Raw genomic sequence first — 19,985 nt, forward strand, 5'->3', positions numbered from 1 at the left:
AACCATTCAGAAGTTAAGAAAGTGAGGGTGTTGCCTTCCTTGATTTCACAAACTCCGCATAAGGTTTAAGATCCTGCATCATCGCTTTCCGGTATCCTTCGCGGTCACCTTTTTTCAGGTAGTTCAGCAGGTCTTTATGCGAGATCACTTTTTTCTTTTGTGCGAAGAAAGGTGCAAACTCATCAAAATGCTCATTTACATAATTGAATAGCGGCAGCAGGATCGCCTGGAATCCTTTGATGATCTCATTATTGGGGATCTCATACAACTTGCGGTGAAACGCATGCTCGCTTTCTGCTGCATAACGGTTGCCCCCGAGCGCGGGTTGTTCCTTCACGATCTTTTCCAGGTCTTTAATATCCTGCTGCGTAATATTATCAAAGATCTGGTCACAGATCCCGATGTCCAGCGATATCCTGAATTCAATCAAATCCAGTACAGACCTTTCTTTCAGCATATAGGGATTGATCATCTTGTCCAGGTTTTCCATCACAGCAGGTTCTGATAACACCATCCCGCGTCGCGTTCTGCTTTCAATGATACCCAGCATCCTCAGCCGGCTCAGTGCCTCGCGGATTACACTACGTCCTACCTGCAGCGTGTCGGTGAGTTCCACCTCTCCGGGAATGCCGGCCCCCGGACCAAGTTTGTTCTCTTTGATATAGTCCAGTATTTTCTTTTCCACGAGATCTACTAATGTAACAGATCTTAGTTGGTCGTGCTTTATTTCCATAACTGTAAATTTTCCACAGGAGCTCAACATAACGGTCATACCTTATTTACATAACCGTAATTTCTTTTTATCAGATCTCCCCTGCAAAGTTATTATTTTTTGTCTGACAAATAATTTTTGTCAAATAATTTGTCAGACAAATCTGAATTATATACTTTTGGATCATTATAGCAACCACTAAACAAAACAGATATCGCCACAGTTATGAAAAAGATTTTCATTCTCCTGATCCTGGTATACGCAACAGGCGCCAACGCTCAGCGGCAGCCCTTCTCAGACACCACCTTGTTATTTGAACCTGACCGGGATGGCTATTCCATTATGCATGTACCCGCCCTGGTGGTCACCAAAAAAGGCGTGCTGCTGGCATTTGCAGAAGGCCGCGCCGGTAACGGCCAGGATTGGGCGGAAATGGATCTCCTGATGCGCAGAAGCGTCGATAAAGGACGCCACTGGGAACCGGTAACAGTAGTGGTCCCACATACCACCGGCGTTCCCACCAGTAATATTACACCCATTGTGGATGAAAATGGCGCCATACACCTGCTCTATCATGTGGATTATGCCCGCGCTTATTATATGAAATCAACAGACGACGGCAAAACCTGGTCACGCCCCGTAGATATTACCTCTGCATTCAATGGCTTCAGCGCTGTCTATAACTGGAAAGTACTGGCCCCCGGCCCTGGTCACGGTATCCAGTTGAAAAACGGCCGCCTCATAGTACCGGTGTGGCTTTGCATTCCCAATAAAAATATTCCGGGCGGCGATCACCGCCCTTCCTGCACGGCTACCATTTATAGCGACGATCATGGGAAAACGTGGAAAAGCGGCGCCATCATTGCCAACACCGGCGATAAGATTGCAGGCTCAACAGATACCGTGGTAAATCCCAGCGAAACAGTAGCATTGCAACTCACCGATGGCCGCGTTATGGTAAATATGCGCAACGAATGCGCCCCCAACAAACGCCTCATCAGCTATAGTCCCGATGGCAGCAGCAACTGGTCCACCCCGGTGCTGGATGAACAGCTGTTTGAACCGGTATGCATGGCCAGCCTGCTCCGCTTATCCGGTAATAAACCTAACAGCATCAACAGGATCCTGTTCGTAAACCCCGACAGCCGCTACAATGCCACCGAAATCCGCAAAGGACAAAAAGTATATAAACCCCGCGAACGCCTGGCAGCTAAACTCAGCTATGATGAAGGACGCACCTGGCCCGTGGAAAAAGTACTCTTCGAAAAAGGCGCGGGTTACTCTGATCTGGCAGCAGACAAGGACGGTACCATTTACTGCCTGTACGAAATCAGGGACGGCGACGATAACGACTGGAAATACCGCATCGTTATACAACGCTTTAACCTCGAATGGTTAACAGCCGGAAAAGATTTTACCGGGAAAAAACGCTGAATAAACCCAAACCATAAGTATATGTTGATCTTTGTTGACGCTCCCCTCGCAGAGCGCCATAAATCCACACTGGCTGCCGGCGCCGCCGGCGATAGCTTTATCTTCAGAGATGAATTACCCGGCGAAAGCGAACAACGCGAAGCGCTGTTAAAAGCAGACATCCTGCTCGGAAATCCCCAACCCGTGGAATGGCTGGAAAAAGCTGTCAACCTGCAATGGATACAGTTGTACTCCACCGGGTTTGAATATTACCGGCATATAAAAATACCGGCAGTAGTCACCAATATGCAGGACTACTACTCCCAACCCTGCGCGGAAACAGCCATTGCAGGCATCCTGTCGCTATACAGGGGAACCGGTGAATTTGCAGCACTAAAGAACAAACAACAATGGGTAGGACATATCATCCGTCCCGCATTACAAACACTGCAAAACAAACACGTCATCATCCTCGGCGCCGGTAACATCGCCAGGAGGATAGAAAAAATACTACAGGGCTTTAATTGTACCATCAGGTTTTATGCACGCCGCTCACCAAACGCCGTCATAAGAACAACAACGGAACTGGAAGCCGCCTTGCCCACAGCCGATATCGTGATAGCCTGCCTGCCCGGTACTGAAGAAACAAAAGGACTGTTTACCCGGGAAATGATCGCCGCACTGAAACACAATGCCATCTTCTGCAACGTGGGAAGGGGTAACCTGCTCGCCGACGAACAGGCACTCACCGAAGCACTCATGCATCGTCGTATAGGCGGCGCCGTATTAGATGTAACACAGGAAGAACCACTGCCGGCCGGCCATCCGTTGTGGAGTTGCCCCAACACCGTTCTAAGTCAGCATTCCGGCGGAGGCAGCACCTCAGAATATGAAGGAATTGTAGCCTGCTTTCTCGAAAACCTGGCTGCTTTTAAAAATGGTATCCCCCTGAAAAATATTGTCCGCTTCGATAAAGGCTATTGAAAAATAATAATCATGAAGATCACAGATATTACTACAAAAATTATCAGGTTATCATCTGAACTTTGGTACGCTCCTCATCCGGTGCCACCTGGCTATATACCTTTTTTTGATTTTCCGCTGACCATCCTTCATACAGATGAAGGAATCGAAGGATATACAATGGACTATTGCCCGTTGGGCCAGGGGGTAGCATCAGCTTACGCGGTACATGATATTTATTATCACGACCTGGTTGGTCATGATCCCCTGAACCATGAAGCTATCTGGCAACGACTGAGAAGCAAACAACGGCACCTCTACAACTTCCGTGAAACCATCTGGGGTAACCTTGATGTAGCACTATGGGATATCAAAGGAAAGGTAGCCGGCTTACCCATCGCCGTGCTGCTGGGAAAGTACCGCGATAAAGTACCGGTGTACTCCAGCTGCCCGCCGCAAACCATCACCACGCCCGAAGCCCTGGAACAACAGGTACGGCTGAAAATAGCCCAGGGCTTCAAAGGAATAAAGCTGCAACTATCCGGCGGCTCGGCACAGGATATCCCAAAGCTGCGGCTGGCAAGGGAAATAGCCGGCGGCAGTTTCCCGCTCATGCTGGACTCCTCCGCCGTATTAAGCTTTGAAGATGCATTGAAGATAGGATATGAGCTGGACGATCTTCACTACGAATGGTTTGAAGAACCTTTCCCCGACGCGCACATCCTCCAGCTGCAAAAACTATCGCAGGCCATCAGAACACCCGTGCTGGCGGGAGAAACCGTGGGACTCTTCGAATTACCAAATTACATGATACAGGGCGCCATAGATATTGTTCGCGGCGATGTACATCATAAAAGCGGCATCACCGGTGTTATGAAAGCCATCGGCATGTGTGAAATGATGGGCTTTGAATTTGAAATTCACACCGCAGCCTCACCATTACTGGATATCGCTAACCTCCACGTGGCATGCGCTGCACGCACCCCCCGTTTCCTGGAATCCCATCACCCCATGTTCCGGTTCGGCCTGAAAAACAATCCGCTCGAAATCCGGGAAGATGGCTGCCAGCACTGCCCGGAACAGCCAGGATTGGGCGTGGAAATAGACTGGGACTGGATCAATGATCACACCGTGGAAGAGATAAAAGGCAGACGGTGGTAGCATGGCGGACTGAAAATATTTTCGTATTTTCAGTAAAAATGTTAACCCCTTATGGCAAAACAAACAGGGTTGCTCCAATTCACCGGTAAATTGGGCAACGTCATAGGATACCGGAGAAATGGATCTTACTTTATCCGCAGCATGCCGGATACGGTACAGCAAACCACCGCTACACGGAGGGCATCACGCGATTTTGGTATCGCCAGCAGGAAAGGGAAACTGATCCGGCGGGCTGTCACTCCTCATTTGGCGATAAACCCCGGCGGTACGCTGGTGAACCGCTTAAACAAAGTGCTGATCACCGCAACGCGGGATCGCCTGCCGGAGCTGAAAGGCTTCCGCTTTAACCCGTATACCGGTGTGGAGCAGTTCTTTTCGCTTCAGCCCATTATCACAACTGGCGGGGTACTGCATATACCGGCCCAGAAGCTATGGCCACCGGCCAAAGCAACACACCTGGAAATTGTTGTGGTAGCCGTTCGTATTAACTTCGCGCAGCGGCAAATAACAGGACGCGCGGAATCGGCCATCATAGTCGATTTGAGCCAGCCTTTCAACGGCGCTGAACTGGCCGCCACCGTTCCGGGGAGAGGTACGTTGCTGGTCACTTTACAGGTAAGAGCATATGAACATGGCGCTGTTATCGAAAACCGCCGGAGTAAGGCCGCCGATATCATAGCGGTTGTTGCACCTGCTACCATAAAGAAGCAGCCTGTTAAAGTAAACAGTATTCCCCGTGTAAAAAGAGTGCTGCCGTATCAATCCCTGTCCGTTACAGGAAAAGCGGTATTGTCAGTGCCTGCACGGCAGCGGGAATGAAGGTAGCCACTACCAGCAGCACCACCATAACTCCCATCAGCATATATTTTCCCTGTAACGGAAACCGCCTTTCCGTGCGTTGCTATACCCGTAAGTGTGCATCCGGTGGCTTTGGGAGAATAATCAAGGGTACGTACCAACGAAAATTACATCATCATCTCTCTCCAAATACCTTTTACTACGGTTAAATTCATCCCCATAACATCTCCTGATCAAGTCCACCTTTCCAGCACGTTTTCTGCAGGTAAACGTCTGCTGCTATTGCACTCCTACTCATTTTCAAAGCGACAGCACCGTATTCCCTCCGCTTGTTTTAAACGCACATAGAAAATATATTTCAGTAATAGGAGTAGTAGTGAGCAATGTCTTCTCCAAAAGTTCAACATACTGATACTGAAAAGAAGGATTCATTAAATAAAAAAAAAGACTTGACTCTCACCCTGCGTCATAGGATATATTTGTATCCGAAAGTATCGATCATGGAATATTACGCGGTAAAAAAATTGGCAAAATTGGCAGGTGTAAGCGTGCGCACCTTACACCTCTACGACCAGATAGGGTTACTGACGCCCTTCACCCGTACCGAAGCCCGGTACCGGCTTTACGGGAAAAAGCAATTGTTACGGCTTCAGCAGATACTCTTTTACCGGGAGCTGGGCATCCCCCTGAAGGAGATCGCAGATATACTGGACAATCCCGCATTTGACCTCATACAGGCATTGGAAATGCACAAAACAGCGCTGCAGGCAAAGCGTGACCGGATCAGCACATTGATCGATACGATCGACAAAACATTATATCACTTAAAAAACAAAACGATGTTAAAGGTAGAAGAACTATATGAAGGATTATCGCCTGAAACAGTAACCGAATATAGAGAAAAGGCCATAAGTCAATGGGGAGAGGAACGCATACTGAAGGGGGAAGATATCCTGCGTAACCTCAGCAAAAACGAGGTGAATGACATGAAGGAAGAACTGGGTACTGTTACCAGGCAGTTATTAACCTGTAAGGATAAAGACCCCGGGAGCAGGCAGGTACAGGCCCTCATAACACGGCATTATGAAGTGGTCATGAAATTCACCGGAAGAACAGCAGAACACGGCACAGCGGATTATGGCAAATGCCTGGGAGAACTGTATCTTTCTTTTGCAGATGGGAGCTTTGCTTCAGATACTGCTGTTTCACTGTTCGTGAAAAAAGCGATACAATATTTTGTAACGGCATCTTAAAAGAGCGGGCTGTCCCGGAATTACTTTGAGGCAGCCGTTGTTTTTTCAATAGAGAAGTGATGTTTATTTAAGAGCGGGATCAGTTGGATCATAGGTTTCCCGCAGAGCAGTCATACTGAAATACCCTATGGAAAACCCGGTATCTTCTTCTGATTATCTTTTGTATTTCACTGCTGAGATATTTTATTCATAAAACTGCGGGTACAATTATGCAGTTTTTTTTAACAGGAAGCCCCGGGGCGAAATAATACGCTTTGCACTGTTTGCGGCGATGCTTATTGTATGTCTCTTTATAGTTCCTCATGTATTTTCCGTTTATGGCTGCTTTATTATGGAGTCACCGATTTATTTGTAATCGTTAAAATTTCACTTGTATGTCTATTATTTATCAATATTTCTTTATTTTATAGACTTTTAATCTTATTTTGCGTGAAAAAATCACGAATATGTTGATTCGTCTACTAATAAAGAACCTTTTCTCCTTCAAGGAGCTCACAGAATTCAATATGGTTCCGGGCCGATGTAGTCGCCTTTCTCATCACATATTTAAAAGTGAGGGTATTGAGCTTTTAAAGCTAAATGCTCTCTATGGAGCTAATGGCGCCGGTAAGAGCAATCTTATACATGCACTTGCTATTCTCAGAGACTTTCTTCTCGATGGAGAGATGCCAATCGCATTGATTACAGAAACGTTCAAGTTTGATGAAGGTGGTTACTCAAAGGATGTTTATATCGGGGTAGAGTTTATTAAAGGCAATACCCCTTATTACTACGGCTTAACAATTAATCAAGGTATTATAATAGAAGAAGAATTGTTAATAAGCGGACTAGGCAAAAAGGATGATTATGCACTTTTTGTTAGAACTGATAAAGTTGGTGAGAAGGATCTTGAAATTTCTTTTTCCGACGAGGTGCAAAAAGATACCGAAGCATCACTATTCCCCACCTTTTTAAAGAATGAAGTTTTAGAGAGAAACAAACCTGTACTATTTCATATGAAAAATAGACAGAATAAGGTTTTTGAACCCTTTAAAAGCGCCTTTGAATGGTTTGATAAAGGACTCGAAATAATATCCCCTGATTCAAGACCAGGGGGGCTGGTTTTGCAGTTAGAACAAAACACATCCTTCCTTGATTTTACCAAAGATATGATGAAGACTTTCAATACAGGTGTTATAGACATTCATATCGATACAATTCCCATTGAAGTTTTCTTTGGGGAAGACAATAAGCATGAGGCAGAAAGAATTACGGCCGATCTAAGGGCAAAGTCGGGGAAAGCAAAGTTTTTGCGTAATCAATATGAAGATGTTGTTTTTGTTTTTGAAGACAATAAGCCTGTCGCTAAAAGGATACTATTTTCTCATGGTGAGGATAACGGGAAAGTTCGTTTTGAACTTTCAGAGGAATCCGATGGCACCAGAAGATTACTTGAATATCTGCCGGCTCTGTTTAGTGCAGTCAATAAGTGTAAAACATACCTGGTCGACGAAATTGAAAGAAGCATTCACCCTTTACTCATAAAAGAACTAATTAAGAAGTTTTCACATGATCCTGAAACTAAGGGACAATTGATATTCTCAACTCATGAATCAAATCTTCTTGATCAGGAAATTTTTCGACCTGATGAAATCTGGTTTGCAGAAAAGAATAAGGAGGGAGCAACTGAATTGTATGCCTTAAGCGAGTTTAAAGAGCACCATACTATTGACATAAGAAAAGGATACCTGAATGGCAGATACGGAGGCATCCCCTTTTTAGGGAATTTAAAAGACTTAAACTGGGAGAAATATGCCGAAACCAATTAAGTTTATCTACGAAAAGAAAGCCGCCTACAGAGATGCTTTTTTTTTTATCATAGTCTGTGAAGGTCAAAATAGAGAGCCTGATTACTTTCGCTTTTTTGACGGCATGTCATCAAGGGTTAAGATAGTGCCAGTTGAAAGTGAGCATGGGAGTGCTCCGAGATTATTGATAGAGAAGGCGATTGCAAAAGAATATGAGCTAGACGCAAATGCAGATAGGGACCGGGTTTGGTTTGTTATAGATACAGACAGATGGAGAGATCAGTTGCATGATATAAGACATGAATGCAATGTCCACTCTCACTGGCGTGTTGCTCAAAGCAATCCTTGTTTTGAAGTGTGGTTATATTTTCATGCAAAGGCGCAGCTGCCGGTACTACCAAATATTACACAATGTAATAGCTGGAAGCCCCATTTACCAGAAGTAATTCAAGGTGGCTTCAATCCTGATTTTCATCCAATTGCTATTGAAACAGCAATTATGAATACGAAAGCCGCTTACGCAGCCACGGGTTATTTCCCTAACCCCGGCAGTACCCAGCTTTGGTCTTTAGGAGAGGAATTACTTCCATTGATAAAAAAGGAACTAGAACAAATAAAGCACAGATTCCCTGCGCCTGTAGTAATTAAGTAATTAATAAAACCAATTTACTATCTGGTTTACTTTTGGAGATTCAATTTCTTGCTTAATAAGTCAGCCCATGATGATATTTATCATACAGCGCTATAAAGGCTGCCTGATTGCCGGCGGACACTCTTTTCAGGAGTGTCGTCAGATAGCTGGTCGCAGGGTCATATTCCACCCATTTATACCACCAGATACCGCGCATTCAATAGTATTTGATGCCGCTCCCCAAATAATTCCGGCCTGAAATTTTATTTTTTCTATATTGACCAATGCTTTTGATAAAGCACTGAATAATACTATTTTATTAATACCGCGAACCAAAATGACGAAATTTTCTATTGGCCTGATCTATTCTCTTGCAGTATTTATTGGCACAAAGCAGTTTATGGGAGACCCTCAAACCACTTCTCCTAATCCCCCTGAATTAACTATTACAAGATTTTCCGGTCCTGATATCACGCCCAGCCCCGCTTGCCTCGCAGTTGCGCCAACCGGTGAAGTGTTTGTAGGAGTGGATATGATGGGTTCATTGGGAAAGGACCCGGGGAAAGGCCGGATTCTTAAGCTTATAGATAAGGATAATGACGGTAAAATGGACCAGCATATTGAGTTTGCAACGGTAGATAACCCACGCGGCATTATTGTGCAGGGCAGCCGGGTTTTTGTATTGCACACCACATTTTCCAAAGAATCCGGTAAAGCTTCCGGGATGGCCCTGGTTGTTTTTGAAGATAAGGACGGAGATGGAAAAGCAGACGGACCTCCTCAGCCACTTATCGAAAATCTCAGTAACACCAAATACATTCAGGAGCGGGGAACGGATCATGCCACTAACGGTATCAGGATGGGTATCGATGGCTGGATCTATATTGCGGTAGGTGATTTTGGGTTTCATAATGCAACAGATCGTTCCGGTAAGAAACTGACCATGCTTGGCGGTGGTATTGTAAGGGTACGCCCCGATGGTACCGAAATGGAGATATTCACCCACGGTACACGCAACGTGTATGATGTGGCCATTGATCCATATATGAATATTTTTACGAGAGAAAATACCAATGATGGTGGTGGATGGAATGTGCGGTTTTCCCATCATATCCAATCCGGGGAATATGGATACCCGGTATTGTTTCAGCATTTTACAGATGAAATATTACCTGCGCTGGCAGATCTTGGAGGCGGCTCGGGTACCGGCGCCTTATATATGGCGGAACCCAGCTGGCCTGAGAAATACAATAACGTTCCAATGATGGCGGATTGGGGAAGAAGCATGCTTTACATTCACAGGGTAACGCCTGATGGCCCTACATTCACCCAAAAGGAAGAAGATTTTTTAGAACTTCCCCAGATTACGGATCTGGACGTTGACGGATCCGGCCGGCTTTTCCTTTCTGCATGGGATGGCGCAGGCTATTCCGGCAGTCCGGATAAGGGCTATGTGATCCGGGCGGTACCAAACAACTGGACTTACCAGGCATTTCCTAACCTGGCCACTGCCCCGGTGGAGGAACTGGCAGGATTGCTTAAATCGGCCAGTGCGGTTGCCCGTTTAAATGCCTCTCAGGAGTTAATTGCGCGTGGGGGTAAACAGGGAATTTCTGCTGCATTGGAAATCGCTTCAGATGCCCAATTGCCATTATTTGCCCGTGTGGCCGGTATCTATACTTATGCGCAGGCTGCCGGCGCAGATGGCATTCCTGCTTTAACATCATTAACAAAAGATGTTTCCGTAAGGGAACATGCATTGCGGGCGTTGGCAGACCGGAAAGGTATCCTGAAAGATGTTTCAACCGAACCTTTCCTGGAAGGACTTAAAGATCCGTCTCCGCGTGTGCAGGCTGCTGCGATCATCGGGCTGGGGCGTTTAGGCCGTATCGAGACAGCCAGCGCATTGTTGCAGACTAAAGTTCCCGCATCATTTATTGCTCCTGTTAAAGATGTGGAAGGACCGCACGCTACGCCCAATTCTGCCATCGTACTGCCTCATCTGGCTGTTCGGACCCTGGTTGGCCTTCATGCAGTAGATGCCGCGGTAGCGGGAATCAACGGTGAAAACGCCACCCTCGCATTGTGGGCACTACGATATATGCATGATCAGAAAGCAGTGGACGGCTTAATGAATGCTTACGCGGTATCGAAAAATGAGCAATTAAAACGGCAGATCATTATCACATTAGCACGCCTCTACAAAAAAGAAGACACCTATGATGCATCGTGGTGGTGGGGAACCAGACCGGATTCACATGGTCCCTACTACAAAGGCGTAACCTGGGAAGCATCACCGGCTATCGAAAAGTTCCTTAAAACAGCGTCGCTGAAAACCAGCCCCGGCAAAGCGTTTTTCAGGGATCTCGACGCCCGCAACCGGATGGATATTGCCGCATTCGCACCAGAGAAAAAAGTGATTGCAGCTCCGGTTAAAGAACCTAAAGTGGATCTTGAAAAAATAAAAAGTAAAAAAGGTCAGGTGGGCAAATCATCTATCGAAGATGTTTTATTAGCCATCAATAAATTAAAAGGAGATCCGGCCAGAGGGAAAGTACTGTTTACCAACCAGGGTTGTGTAGCCTGCCACAGTATTAAGAAAGGAGAAGTAATGAAAGGTCCTTTTATGGGACAAATCGGCTCTATCATGAACCGGGAGCAGATCACAGAGTCCATTCTCAAGCCTAACGCATCTATTTCACAGGGATTTGCCACAGTGATGATCACTGCGAAGGGTAACAAATCCTATATGGGATTTGTTACAGAAGAAACTTCTGCCAGAGTAGTTATGAGAGATATCAGCGGCGAAGTATTCACCGTTAAAACAGCCGATATCCTGACCCGCAAGGAAATGAAAACGTCTATGATGCCAACGGGTCTTGCTAACGCATTATCCTACGAGGAACTTGCATCGCTCGTTTCTTTCCTGGCACAGCAAAAAAAATAAAGTATAATACATATCTGAAAGAAAAGGCCCGCCCGATTGAGCGGGCTTTTTCTTTCAGATCACATATTGTGATTATGTTAGCATTTTAATAAAAAAAGGATGCTTATCTTTATTGGTATGTTACGGATAATTCTTTTTGCTGCTATTTTAATGTCGGGTATGACGGTAAATGCACAGATAGACTCATCTTTCGGAGCTATGAATGGCACGGAATCAGTCTTCAAACACCCTCAACAGGGAAGCGATACCAACAATATCCATAAGAAATGGTTTGTTACAAAATATAGCGGCGTTTCCGCTGGCTTTGTAGCATTTAAAGGAGGAAGTGGTTCTTTCCTGTCGGTACCTTTGGGATTGCAGTTAAATCGTCAATTGACCAATAACCTGTACGCCTTCGGAGGCGTATCGGTGACACCTTACGTTTTCCGTTACAACAGTGTCCCCTATCAACCTGCGATTAATAAGAACAATGGTCTGATGCAGACTAACAACTTTGCTGCCTATTCAGATGCAAAAATAGGTGTGATGTATATCAGCAATGACAAAACATTCTCCATTTCCGGTAGCGTTGGCGTAAGTAGAGGCGGTTATAATGGTTATTCTCCTTTTTATGGCCCGCTGTATTCTCCGGTGGGGGGGAATATTCAACGATAAAGTAGGAAGCCTTTAATTAGGGTGACGCATTGTTAACCAATTAGAGCCGCTCTAGCATTGATTATTATGAAGTTAATGTAGACGCAAGGAATAAAGAAACAGGCTTACTATCTCTTAAAATCCTTATCAAGGTTATCCAACATAATTATTTGTATATATCAATTTAGGACAGCCAAAGCATCATCGAGCGGGCTTTTGGTTTTTAAAGTGCAGATTTAATGATTGCGGCATCGAACAATGGGTTGTACATACTTCCTATGGCCGATGGCAGTGAATATAAAGGACTGGCTTCCCACTGGAATCCTGGTCTGTCAATGCGTTGGAGCAACAAACTGGTACGGTCCGCTGTATTATTTATACCTAACCATTTACTGATTATAAGCCTGATACCAAGCTCCAAAGGATTGGAAACCGCGCCTGTCCTGTGGGCCAAACCTGACATCAAACCATCCTGGAATGCTTTGCTGATAACATTATTGAATCTTCTTACAAGCCTGAATGTCACCAACAGAAAAAATTCCGGAGAGGGATAAAAATAAGTTCCATGTTCCCATCCTTTATTCAGTAATATCTTTTCAACAAAATGCTGGTTTTCCCTGATCACGGGATCATGCTGTCTATTTAACAGGTTAGCAAGATATATTACATTGATAATAGCAGCAGGTTCGATGCGGGGCCTGTATTTATCAAAATACAACAGCAATATTCCGGAAGAGTTTACGTTTGTAAGTATTCTGTCTAGTTCTCTTTCTGCTACCTCCTTTGAGAGCGCGCCATTCTCATAGGTAGTTCCCAAAAATACAGAGCTGGTATCGATGTCATATGGCAATGTATTGAAGGCTTGTATATCTTTTTCATTTTCAAAAAAATTGATTCGCTCTTTTTTTCCGAGCAGTTTCAGTTTATCCACAACAACCGGCGGCACAGCTTCCGGAAGCAGGCTCCATAACAGGAGTGGTGCATATGGTTCAGGGGTAATCACTTCCTTATTCGTTTCTGCATACCGGATCAGGGTTTTGTTATAACCTTCCGGAAATTCTTTTTCTAAATATGTTGATATATCCCTGATGATTTTCTCATCAGGTGTGATCATGTTTAATAAACGGTTCTGGTCATCCAGGAAAATGGATCTTATGCCGAATACGCTGCTAAAGGGAAATATTTCCAGTTCGCGGTCAATGACGATGGTTTCAGCAGGCGATATCTCCCCTGTTTTTATCACCTCATTCCAGAAATTCAAATCGGGAGTACCACTTGAAAAATCAGAGAGGTTCCATAACACATCGAATATTCCTGTATCAAACGGATCGTTTTTATTGATCTGGCTGTATTCTGACGCTGCTATTGTGAACAGGCCGATCACCTTTTTACCATGATATTTGAGCTGTTTTAGTTTTGCCCATACCTGCAGGTCAAGCGTAGCGGAAGTACATATTGAGTTGATGGTCTGGATAATTTCTTCTTCCGTTGCCTTGAATGTTGCTGTCATTTCTTTTATCATATCATCCTTTGAGAGAGTTCCTTGTATATAGCCATACCAGGATTTATTTCTAAGGATCCGAAAAGGTTTCACCGGAGTTTTTTTTACATTCTCACCGAGGCGGAATAATACTCTGGGTACATTTACAATGATGTTAGCATAGTCCATTTCTGAAAAATTTTAAAATTTGCCTACTTTCCACCACCAGGCAATAGATCCAATCGGCAACGGTTCATAGGAATCATCACTGGGATGATCAGCATAGCCGCTGATCACAAAAGTAGATCCTTTGCCATCTCCATCGAGAGAGGTATAGCGTTTGGACTGCATGCTCCACTCGGCTATTCCCCTGATGTATAACCCTAATCCTTCCAGATAGGGTTCCAGCAATGAATCTTTCGTATTTAACGACTTGTCTTCCAGCACCTCATCACGCAGCCGGATGAAGCGGCATGCAGCGCGGTCGCGGAAGGCCTTCATTTTATGAAGCGCGTCCTCAACAGAAAGGTTATAGGTATGTCTTATTACATCAATCATATTGTGCCCGTCACCCGTACGATGGTATTCTTTAGCATATGAGAATTGTTCATTATCCCAGTTCGTAAGTAAGGCGGCACACTCAGCAAGTGCGCGGACACGTCTGTCTTCCAATACAGAAATCGGAATATCTAACCCACGTACAAGGTATGGAAGCATAGCCAGTGGGAGAGTGGCTCCGGTATGACGACGAATGAACGAGTAATCGCTGATGTTGGGTTTAGTATTTCCTATTGCATTATTTCCGGCTCTGAGGATCTCCACAAAGAACCAGGTTCTGCAGCCTTGTACCCACCGCTCTGTAAGTACCGGCCCCACCTGTTTGTTCCATCGATGCCACATGTCATATAATGCCATGCACCAACTGTCGCTTTCATCAATCGGATGTTCCGGCCCTTCCAGTTGCTGGAGCATTTTAGCCGTAACAGCAGCAAGTGCGATAGGTTGTTTGCCAATAGGAGTTTCATCGCAGAAAGTATCGTCAAATGCAAATGCAAACTGAGTGAAGTCAGCAGCGATCTGTAAGGCCACCTCAGAACCTATGGGTGCAAGATACCCGGCGGTAGCACCGCTATTTCCTACCTCAAGCCGGAGTAACTGTTCTTCACTGTGATATAATTTGAATTTTCTGACAAACGCTACAGACTGTTTATTAGTCCTCTCCGTTGCCGGATGTATCATGAATGGAAATGGCATGTAAAACGGCGGTAACACCAATGGCTTTTTTTCCTGCTGCATGGGTAATAATAATTGAGCAGATAAATTTAAAATCATGCAGCAGAAATCTGACAGCAGTAAGTAAAAATTAAAGGGACTTTCGGCATTGTGGTGTCAAATTCTTTCCTGCACCCATTTATATGTGCTACCCATTTTTTGAACGTGACCAAATCCTGGCCAGGGAAGGTGGTATGAAAAAACGCGCTGCCTCGAACGGGCAAATTGATCCAGTATATCCTTTCGTGTCGTTGCCGCCAGTTCAAAATCAATGTCGAATATGGTACCCCAATGCGGATTGGAAAGCGATCCTTTGCTTGTTGCTGCACAAACAAGCAAGACTCGATTGTATTTTTACTTTTGGAGAAATCAGGAGTAGCAGACATCCAGGAATTATATTCCGTTTTGGGCAGATATAATAGGCTACGGTCGCATCGTCTGCATTCTTGTCCGTAGTAATATTGAGAAGCGCAGTCCGGCACAGGACCAGGTTTTTTAATCCCCCAGGAATTTAACTTGATCCCAAGAGGATCAAGTTGAAAAGTTGGGGGATAGCGTAGAAAATAGTTGTTTTGCAGCAGATTAGCCAACGACGCACATGGATCAGAACTTTCGTAAACTTGTAGAGATGCTATTACCCGCAGGGGTTTTAGAGTATTTTGACTTAATAGATTCAAGCCAGGACCAAGAGGGTATAAATATATATCTGGAGGAAAAGAATAAGATTCCAGTAGAACATCAGCATAAAAAAGCACACTCCAAAGGCTTCTTCTCAGAAATTGCAATTCAAGATTTTCCTATACGTGGTCAAAGGGTCACCCTACATGCCAAGCGGCGGCGGTGGGAGGTTTTAGAGGATGGAGAAATAATAACAAGAGATTGGGAAATAGTAAAAAAAGGCACGCGAATGACTCCAGAGTTCGGTGCTTTTTTAAAAGGATTACTTAGATAAATATCCTGTAAGCCCAGTACAATTAGGCCATTTCTATCAGATAGACGGAAAACAGTTAGGCCAGCAATACAAGCATCATCTTAGTGATTTTACAACCTGGGATCAAAAGGAACACGCTTGTGAATGGATGCTATTCGAGCAAAATATCGGCACCACTTTAAGCATAGACGAAACAGCCTTTTCAAGTGGAGAACTGTATACCATCGTTACTAATAAGCTAGCTAAAGGACGTAAAGGCTCAATAGTGGCTATGATCAAGGGTACTCAGTCTGAATTTCTGAAAGAAATTCTATTTAAAATTCCTAAGCGTCTTCGCGGGAAAGTACACGAAGTCACTGTTGATATGTCCGGCAGTTTGAATAAGGCAGTAAAAGCCTGTTTCCCTAATGCTCACCGGGTAATAGATCGTTTCCACGTACAACACCTGGCTTTTGAAGCGGTACAGGAAATAAGAATAAAACATCGTTGGGAGGCTCTGGAACAGGAGAACCTGGAATATGAACAGGCAAAACGAACAGCAGTAAAATATGAGCCTGTCAAGCTACCCAATGGCGACACCGCTAAGCAGTTGTTAGCCAGAAGCAGATATTTGCTATTTAAACATCCCAGGCTATGGACCAGGGAGCAGCGGCAGAGAGCGGAGCTCTTGTTTAGTAACTATCCTCTTATTCATAAATCTTACCAGCTATCCCTTCGATTGGGTGAGGTTTATAAGCACTGCAAGTGTAAAGAAGAAGCATTTAAGAAACTGGCTTTGTGGTATAATGACGTAGAGGAAGCGGGGATATTATCCTTCAAAACCGTTGCCAGGACTATCAGAACTCATTATCTGGGCATCCTCAACTTCTTCAATAACAGGGCTACTAACGCCGCTGCCGAATCTTTTAATGCAAAAATAAAGTCCTTTAGAAACGCCCTAAGAGGGGTACGGGATGTGGAATTCTTTCTTTATAGATTAACTAAACTGTATGCTTAAAATTTACACTATCCCCCAACTTTTCAACTTGATCCTCAATTACCCCGGTGGTTCAATTACTGGAATTAAAAAAGGCTTGTAAGCCTAAACTTACAAGCCTTCTCGTGCCCAGAACTGGATTCGAACCAGCACATCCTTGCGAACGCTGCGACCTGAACACAGTGCGTCTACCAATTTCGCCATCTGGGCATCGCATATCCCCGTAAAAGGGATTGCAAAAGTAAACACTTTTTTAAACTAACCAAATTTTTTTTCAGGACATAAAAAACGGCGCCCATAACAGGCGCCGTCAGTCAATATAAAAAATTTATACCGCTACATTGAACTCACGAAGGGTGTCGTTCAGGCTGGTCTTCAGGTCTGTAGAGGCTTTACGCTGACCAATAATCAGTGCGCATGATACCTGGTATTCGCCGGCAGGGAATTTCTTGGTATAAGTACCCGGAATTACCACGCTGCGGGCTGGTACACGGCCTTTGTACTCTATCGGCTCGCTGCCGCTTACATCAATGATCTTGGTGGATTGGGTCAGCACTACGTTTGCACCCAGTACAGCTTCTTTTTCTACAATAACGCCTTCTACCACAATACAACGGGAGCCGATAAAGCAACCATCTTCAATGATCACCGGGCTGGCCTGTAATGGTTCCAGTACGCCGCCGATACCAACGCCACCGCTCAGGTGCACGTTTTTACCAATTTGCGCGCAGGAGCCTACTGTTGCCCAGGTATCCACCATTGTTCCTTCATCTACATAAGCGCCGATGTTAACATAAGAAGGCATCAGGATACAGCCCTTGGCAATGAATGCACCATAACGGGCCACTGCGTGCGGAACTACTCTTACGCCCAGGTCTTTATAATTCGACTTCAATCTCATTTTATCATAAAACTCAAACGGAGGCACTTCCATTGTTTCCATTGGTTGAATGGAGAAGTAAAGTAAAATAGCCTGCTTCACCCACTCATTCACCTGCCAGCCGTTTTCTGTTGGCGCCGCAACTCTCAGATGTCCTTTGTCTACTGCTTCTATCACCGCTTTAACTGCATCTGTGTACTGTGTCTCCTGTAAGAGACTGCGATCAGCCCAGGCAGCCAGTATTTGTTGTTGTAAATCCATTTTTTTTATTTTTTGCAAACATAATACGTAGAAAATAAAATTACGAATTACAAAGAGGTATTTCCGGAAATCTTATCAGATATACGTAATTCGCCATCTGTAATCCGTAATTTTGCCTTTTGTGGAAGAAAGAACTTTATGAAAATAGGATTCGACGCCAAACGCGCATTCCAGAACGACACTGGTCTTGGGAATTATAGTCGTACCCTGATATCATCCCTGGTAAAGGATTTCCCGGAAGATGAATATTACCTGTTTGCACCAAAGCAAACCGGTATGTACGATCTTAGTGCCCTGCCGGATCTTAAAGTAGTGGTGCCGGAAAAGCCGCTGTACCGCTGGTTTAAATCGGCCTGGCGCAGCCGTTTTGTGGTAAAGGACCTGTTACGTTACCAGATTGCTATTTATCATGGTCTCAGTCATGAACTGCCGTTTGGTATCCATAAAAGCGGTATCAGGTCGGTTGTTACCATGCACGATCTTATTTTTGAAAGATACCCGGAGCAGTACAATCCTATCGATGTAATCACGTATCGCCGTAAGGCCCGCTACGCCTGCCATCAGGCCGACAGGGTAGTGGCTATCAGCGAGCAGACAAAGCAAGACCTGATCACCTACTATCATACGCCGGCTGATAAAATTGATGTGGTATACCAAAGCTGTGATCCTTCTTTTGCCATCACTTATCCCGATGATGATATTGCTGCAATGGGCGCCAGGTACCGTTTGCCGTCGCAGTACTTTCTGTATGTGGGGTCGCTGATCGAACGGAAAAACCTGTTAGGCATTGTAACGGCCATGAATACACTAAAAGGTACACTGGATTTACCATTGGTGGTATTGGGCAATGGCAGCGGTTATAAAAAGAAAGTAAAAGCATACCTGGCAGCAAACGGACTTACACAACAGGTGATTTTCCTCAACGAACAGGTACGGCTCAAAAACAGTGAGCTGCCCCTCCTGTACCAGGGCGCGGTGGCGCTCCTTTATCCCTCTTTCTTTGAAGGATTCGGTATCCCCATTCTGGAGGCCCTCTGGAGCCGTACACCGGTGATCACTTCCCACGGATCCTGTTTTGCAGAAACTGCGGGAGATGCAGCCCTGTACGTAGATCCCCGGGAGCCCGGCTCCATAGCAGATGCTATGAGGAAGGTAATTGAAAATCCTTCCCTGGTAAAGCAGATGCAGGAAAAAGGATGGCAGCATGCACAACGTTTTACCCCGGAAAAATGCGCCGCCGCCATGATGAAAGTATATAAACAACTAAATAAGAAAATATAAAATGTTTGAAGATGATATCAGTGCGGCCATGCCGGTGCTGCGTACCGGCGGACTTATCCTTTATCCTACAGACACTATCTGGGGCATCGGCTGCGATGCCACCGATGAAACGGCCGTACAGAAAATTTATGCCCTCAAAAAACGGAGCGAAAGCAAAAGCCTGGTAATATTACTGGCCGATGCGAAAGACCTGCTGCACTATGTGGCAAACCCACGGCCCGATATGGCAGACATCATCGCCGGCTTCACACGCCCCACTACCGTTATTTATGAAGGCGCACTCGGACTGGCCCCCAACGTTATCAGCGAAGATGGTAGCATCGCCATCCGCATCGTGAAAGATCCTTTTTGCCGCCACCTGATCAAAAGATTACGTAAACCACTGGTTTCTACCTCCGCCAACATCAGCGGGGAACCCGCGCCGGCCCGCTTCAGCGAAGTGTCTGCCAACATCCGGAATGGCGTGGATTATGTGGTAAAATACCGGCAAAATGATGAAACCACCAGCGCCGCATCCAGGATTATCAGGATAAACAAAGACGGTTCAATCGTGATAATCCGGGATTAAAATCGTTTATTTATTACATTTGCGCCCTGGTTTCAGAG

Annotated in this window: 18 protein-coding genes and 1 tRNA gene; 13 read left to right on the forward strand and 6 right to left on the reverse strand. The window is 45.1% G+C overall.

The genetic code is table 11. From position 1 onward, the window contains the following. Positions 1-13 precede the first annotated feature (13 nt). Positions 14-733, reverse strand: a complete 720-nt coding sequence (locus ACMXI2_RS05170; RefSeq protein ID WP_483780637.1) for a FadR/GntR family transcriptional regulator — start codon at positions 731-733, stop codon at positions 14-16. A 204-nt stretch (positions 734-937) separates the two neighbouring features. On the opposite strand from ACMXI2_RS05170, the gene ACMXI2_RS05175 reads away from it, so the two are divergent. The 7 genes from ACMXI2_RS05175 to ACMXI2_RS05205 all read left to right on the forward strand — a co-directional run bounded on the left by ACMXI2_RS05175 (position 938) and on the right by ACMXI2_RS05205 (position 8,739). After that, complete coding sequence (locus ACMXI2_RS05175; protein WP_483780638.1) at positions 938-2,146, forward strand: sialidase family protein; 1,209 nt, start codon at positions 938-940, stop codon at positions 2,144-2,146. A gap of 21 nt (positions 2,147-2,167) precedes the next feature. Continuing rightward, a complete protein-coding gene (locus ACMXI2_RS05180; protein ID WP_483780639.1) occupies positions 2,168-3,109 on the forward strand; it encodes a D-2-hydroxyacid dehydrogenase in 942 nt (313 codons plus the stop codon). A gap of 12 nt (positions 3,110-3,121) precedes the next feature. Then, positions 3,122-4,249: a mandelate racemase/muconate lactonizing enzyme family protein gene (locus ACMXI2_RS05185; RefSeq protein WP_483780640.1), complete on the forward strand. Its 1,128-nt coding sequence runs from the start codon at positions 3,122-3,124 to the stop codon at positions 4,247-4,249. Positions 4,250-4,300: 51 nt separating this feature from the next. Beyond that, positions 4,301-5,068, forward strand: coding sequence for a hypothetical protein (locus ACMXI2_RS05190; RefSeq protein ID WP_483780641.1), 768 nt, complete (start codon positions 4,301-4,303; stop codon positions 5,066-5,068). Positions 5,069-5,547: 479 nt separating this feature from the next. Further along, positions 5,548-6,300, forward strand: a complete 753-nt coding sequence (locus ACMXI2_RS05195) for a MerR family transcriptional regulator (RefSeq protein WP_483780642.1) — start codon at positions 5,548-5,550, stop codon at positions 6,298-6,300. A 446-nt stretch (positions 6,301-6,746) separates the two neighbouring features. Beyond that, positions 6,747-8,108, forward strand: a complete 1,362-nt coding sequence (locus ACMXI2_RS05200; RefSeq protein ID WP_483780643.1) for an AAA family ATPase — start codon at positions 6,747-6,749, stop codon at positions 8,106-8,108. Then, positions 8,092-8,739 carry an RloB family protein gene (locus ACMXI2_RS05205; protein ID WP_483780644.1) on the forward strand — a complete coding sequence of 216 codons (648 nt, stop codon included), beginning with the start codon at positions 8,092-8,094 and terminating at the stop codon, positions 8,737-8,739. Before ACMXI2_RS05200 ends, ACMXI2_RS05205 begins: the two co-directional genes overlap by 17 nt. Positions 8,740-8,791: 52 nt before the next feature. On the opposite strand, the gene ACMXI2_RS05210 is transcribed toward ACMXI2_RS05205, so the two are convergent. Beyond that, positions 8,792-8,935, reverse strand: a complete 144-nt coding sequence (locus tag ACMXI2_RS05210) for a hypothetical protein (RefSeq protein ID WP_483780645.1) — start codon at positions 8,933-8,935, stop codon at positions 8,792-8,794. Positions 8,936-9,055: 120 nt separating this feature from the next. On the opposite strand from ACMXI2_RS05210, the gene ACMXI2_RS05215 reads away from it, so the two are divergent. Then, entirely contained in the window at positions 9,056-11,665 is a 2,610-nt protein-coding gene (locus ACMXI2_RS05215) for a DUF7133 domain-containing protein (protein ID WP_483780646.1), read from the forward strand. Positions 11,666-11,782: 117 nt separating this feature from the next. Beyond that, positions 11,783-12,319 (forward strand): hypothetical protein, encoded by a 537-nt coding sequence (locus tag ACMXI2_RS05220; protein WP_483780647.1) that lies wholly within the window; start codon positions 11,783-11,785, stop codon positions 12,317-12,319. A 202-nt stretch (positions 12,320-12,521) separates the two neighbouring features. On the opposite strand, the gene ACMXI2_RS05225 is transcribed toward ACMXI2_RS05220, so the two are convergent. Then, complete coding sequence (locus ACMXI2_RS05225) at positions 12,522-13,808, reverse strand: hypothetical protein (protein ID WP_483780648.1); 1,287 nt, start codon at positions 13,806-13,808, stop codon at positions 12,522-12,524. 171 nt (positions 13,809-13,979) lie between these two features. Then, positions 13,980-15,074 carry a terpene synthase family protein gene (locus ACMXI2_RS05230; protein ID WP_483780649.1) on the reverse strand — a complete coding sequence of 365 codons (1,095 nt, stop codon included), beginning with the start codon at positions 15,072-15,074 and terminating at the stop codon, positions 13,980-13,982. Between the two features lie 604 nt (positions 15,075-15,678). Between ACMXI2_RS05230 and ACMXI2_RS05235 the strand changes: the two genes are divergently transcribed. Both ACMXI2_RS05235 and ACMXI2_RS05240 read left to right on the forward strand, forming a co-directional pair. Further along, positions 15,679-16,002, forward strand: coding sequence for an ISAon1 family transposase N-terminal region protein (locus tag ACMXI2_RS05235; RefSeq protein WP_483777571.1), 324 nt, complete (start codon positions 15,679-15,681; stop codon positions 16,000-16,002). Positions 16,003-16,042: 40 nt separating this feature from the next. Continuing rightward, complete coding sequence (locus tag ACMXI2_RS05240; protein ID WP_483782390.1) at positions 16,043-16,978, forward strand: ISAon1 family transposase; 936 nt, start codon at positions 16,043-16,045, stop codon at positions 16,976-16,978. A gap of 105 nt (positions 16,979-17,083) precedes the next feature. Here ACMXI2_RS05240 and ACMXI2_RS05245 read toward each other — a convergent pair. Continuing rightward, positions 17,084-17,167: transfer RNA gene (locus ACMXI2_RS05245), tRNA-Leu, on the reverse strand. Between the two features lie 118 nt (positions 17,168-17,285). After that, positions 17,286-18,098: a 2,3,4,5-tetrahydropyridine-2,6-dicarboxylate N-succinyltransferase gene (locus tag ACMXI2_RS05250; protein ID WP_483780650.1), complete on the reverse strand. Its 813-nt coding sequence runs from the start codon at positions 18,096-18,098 to the stop codon at positions 17,286-17,288. Between the two features lie 138 nt (positions 18,099-18,236). Between ACMXI2_RS05250 and ACMXI2_RS05255 the strand changes: the two genes are divergently transcribed. Continuing rightward, positions 18,237-19,379 (forward strand): glycosyltransferase family 4 protein, encoded by a 1,143-nt coding sequence (locus ACMXI2_RS05255; RefSeq protein ID WP_483780651.1) that lies wholly within the window; start codon positions 18,237-18,239, stop codon positions 19,377-19,379. Position 19,380: 1 nt separating this feature from the next. Next, entirely contained in the window at positions 19,381-19,947 is a 567-nt protein-coding gene (locus tag ACMXI2_RS05260) for an L-threonylcarbamoyladenylate synthase (protein ID WP_483780652.1), read from the forward strand. The last annotated feature ends 38 nt before the right edge of the window (positions 19,948-19,985 follow it).

The organism is Chitinophaga sp. G7 BAM 1005 (assembly GCF_057126945.1).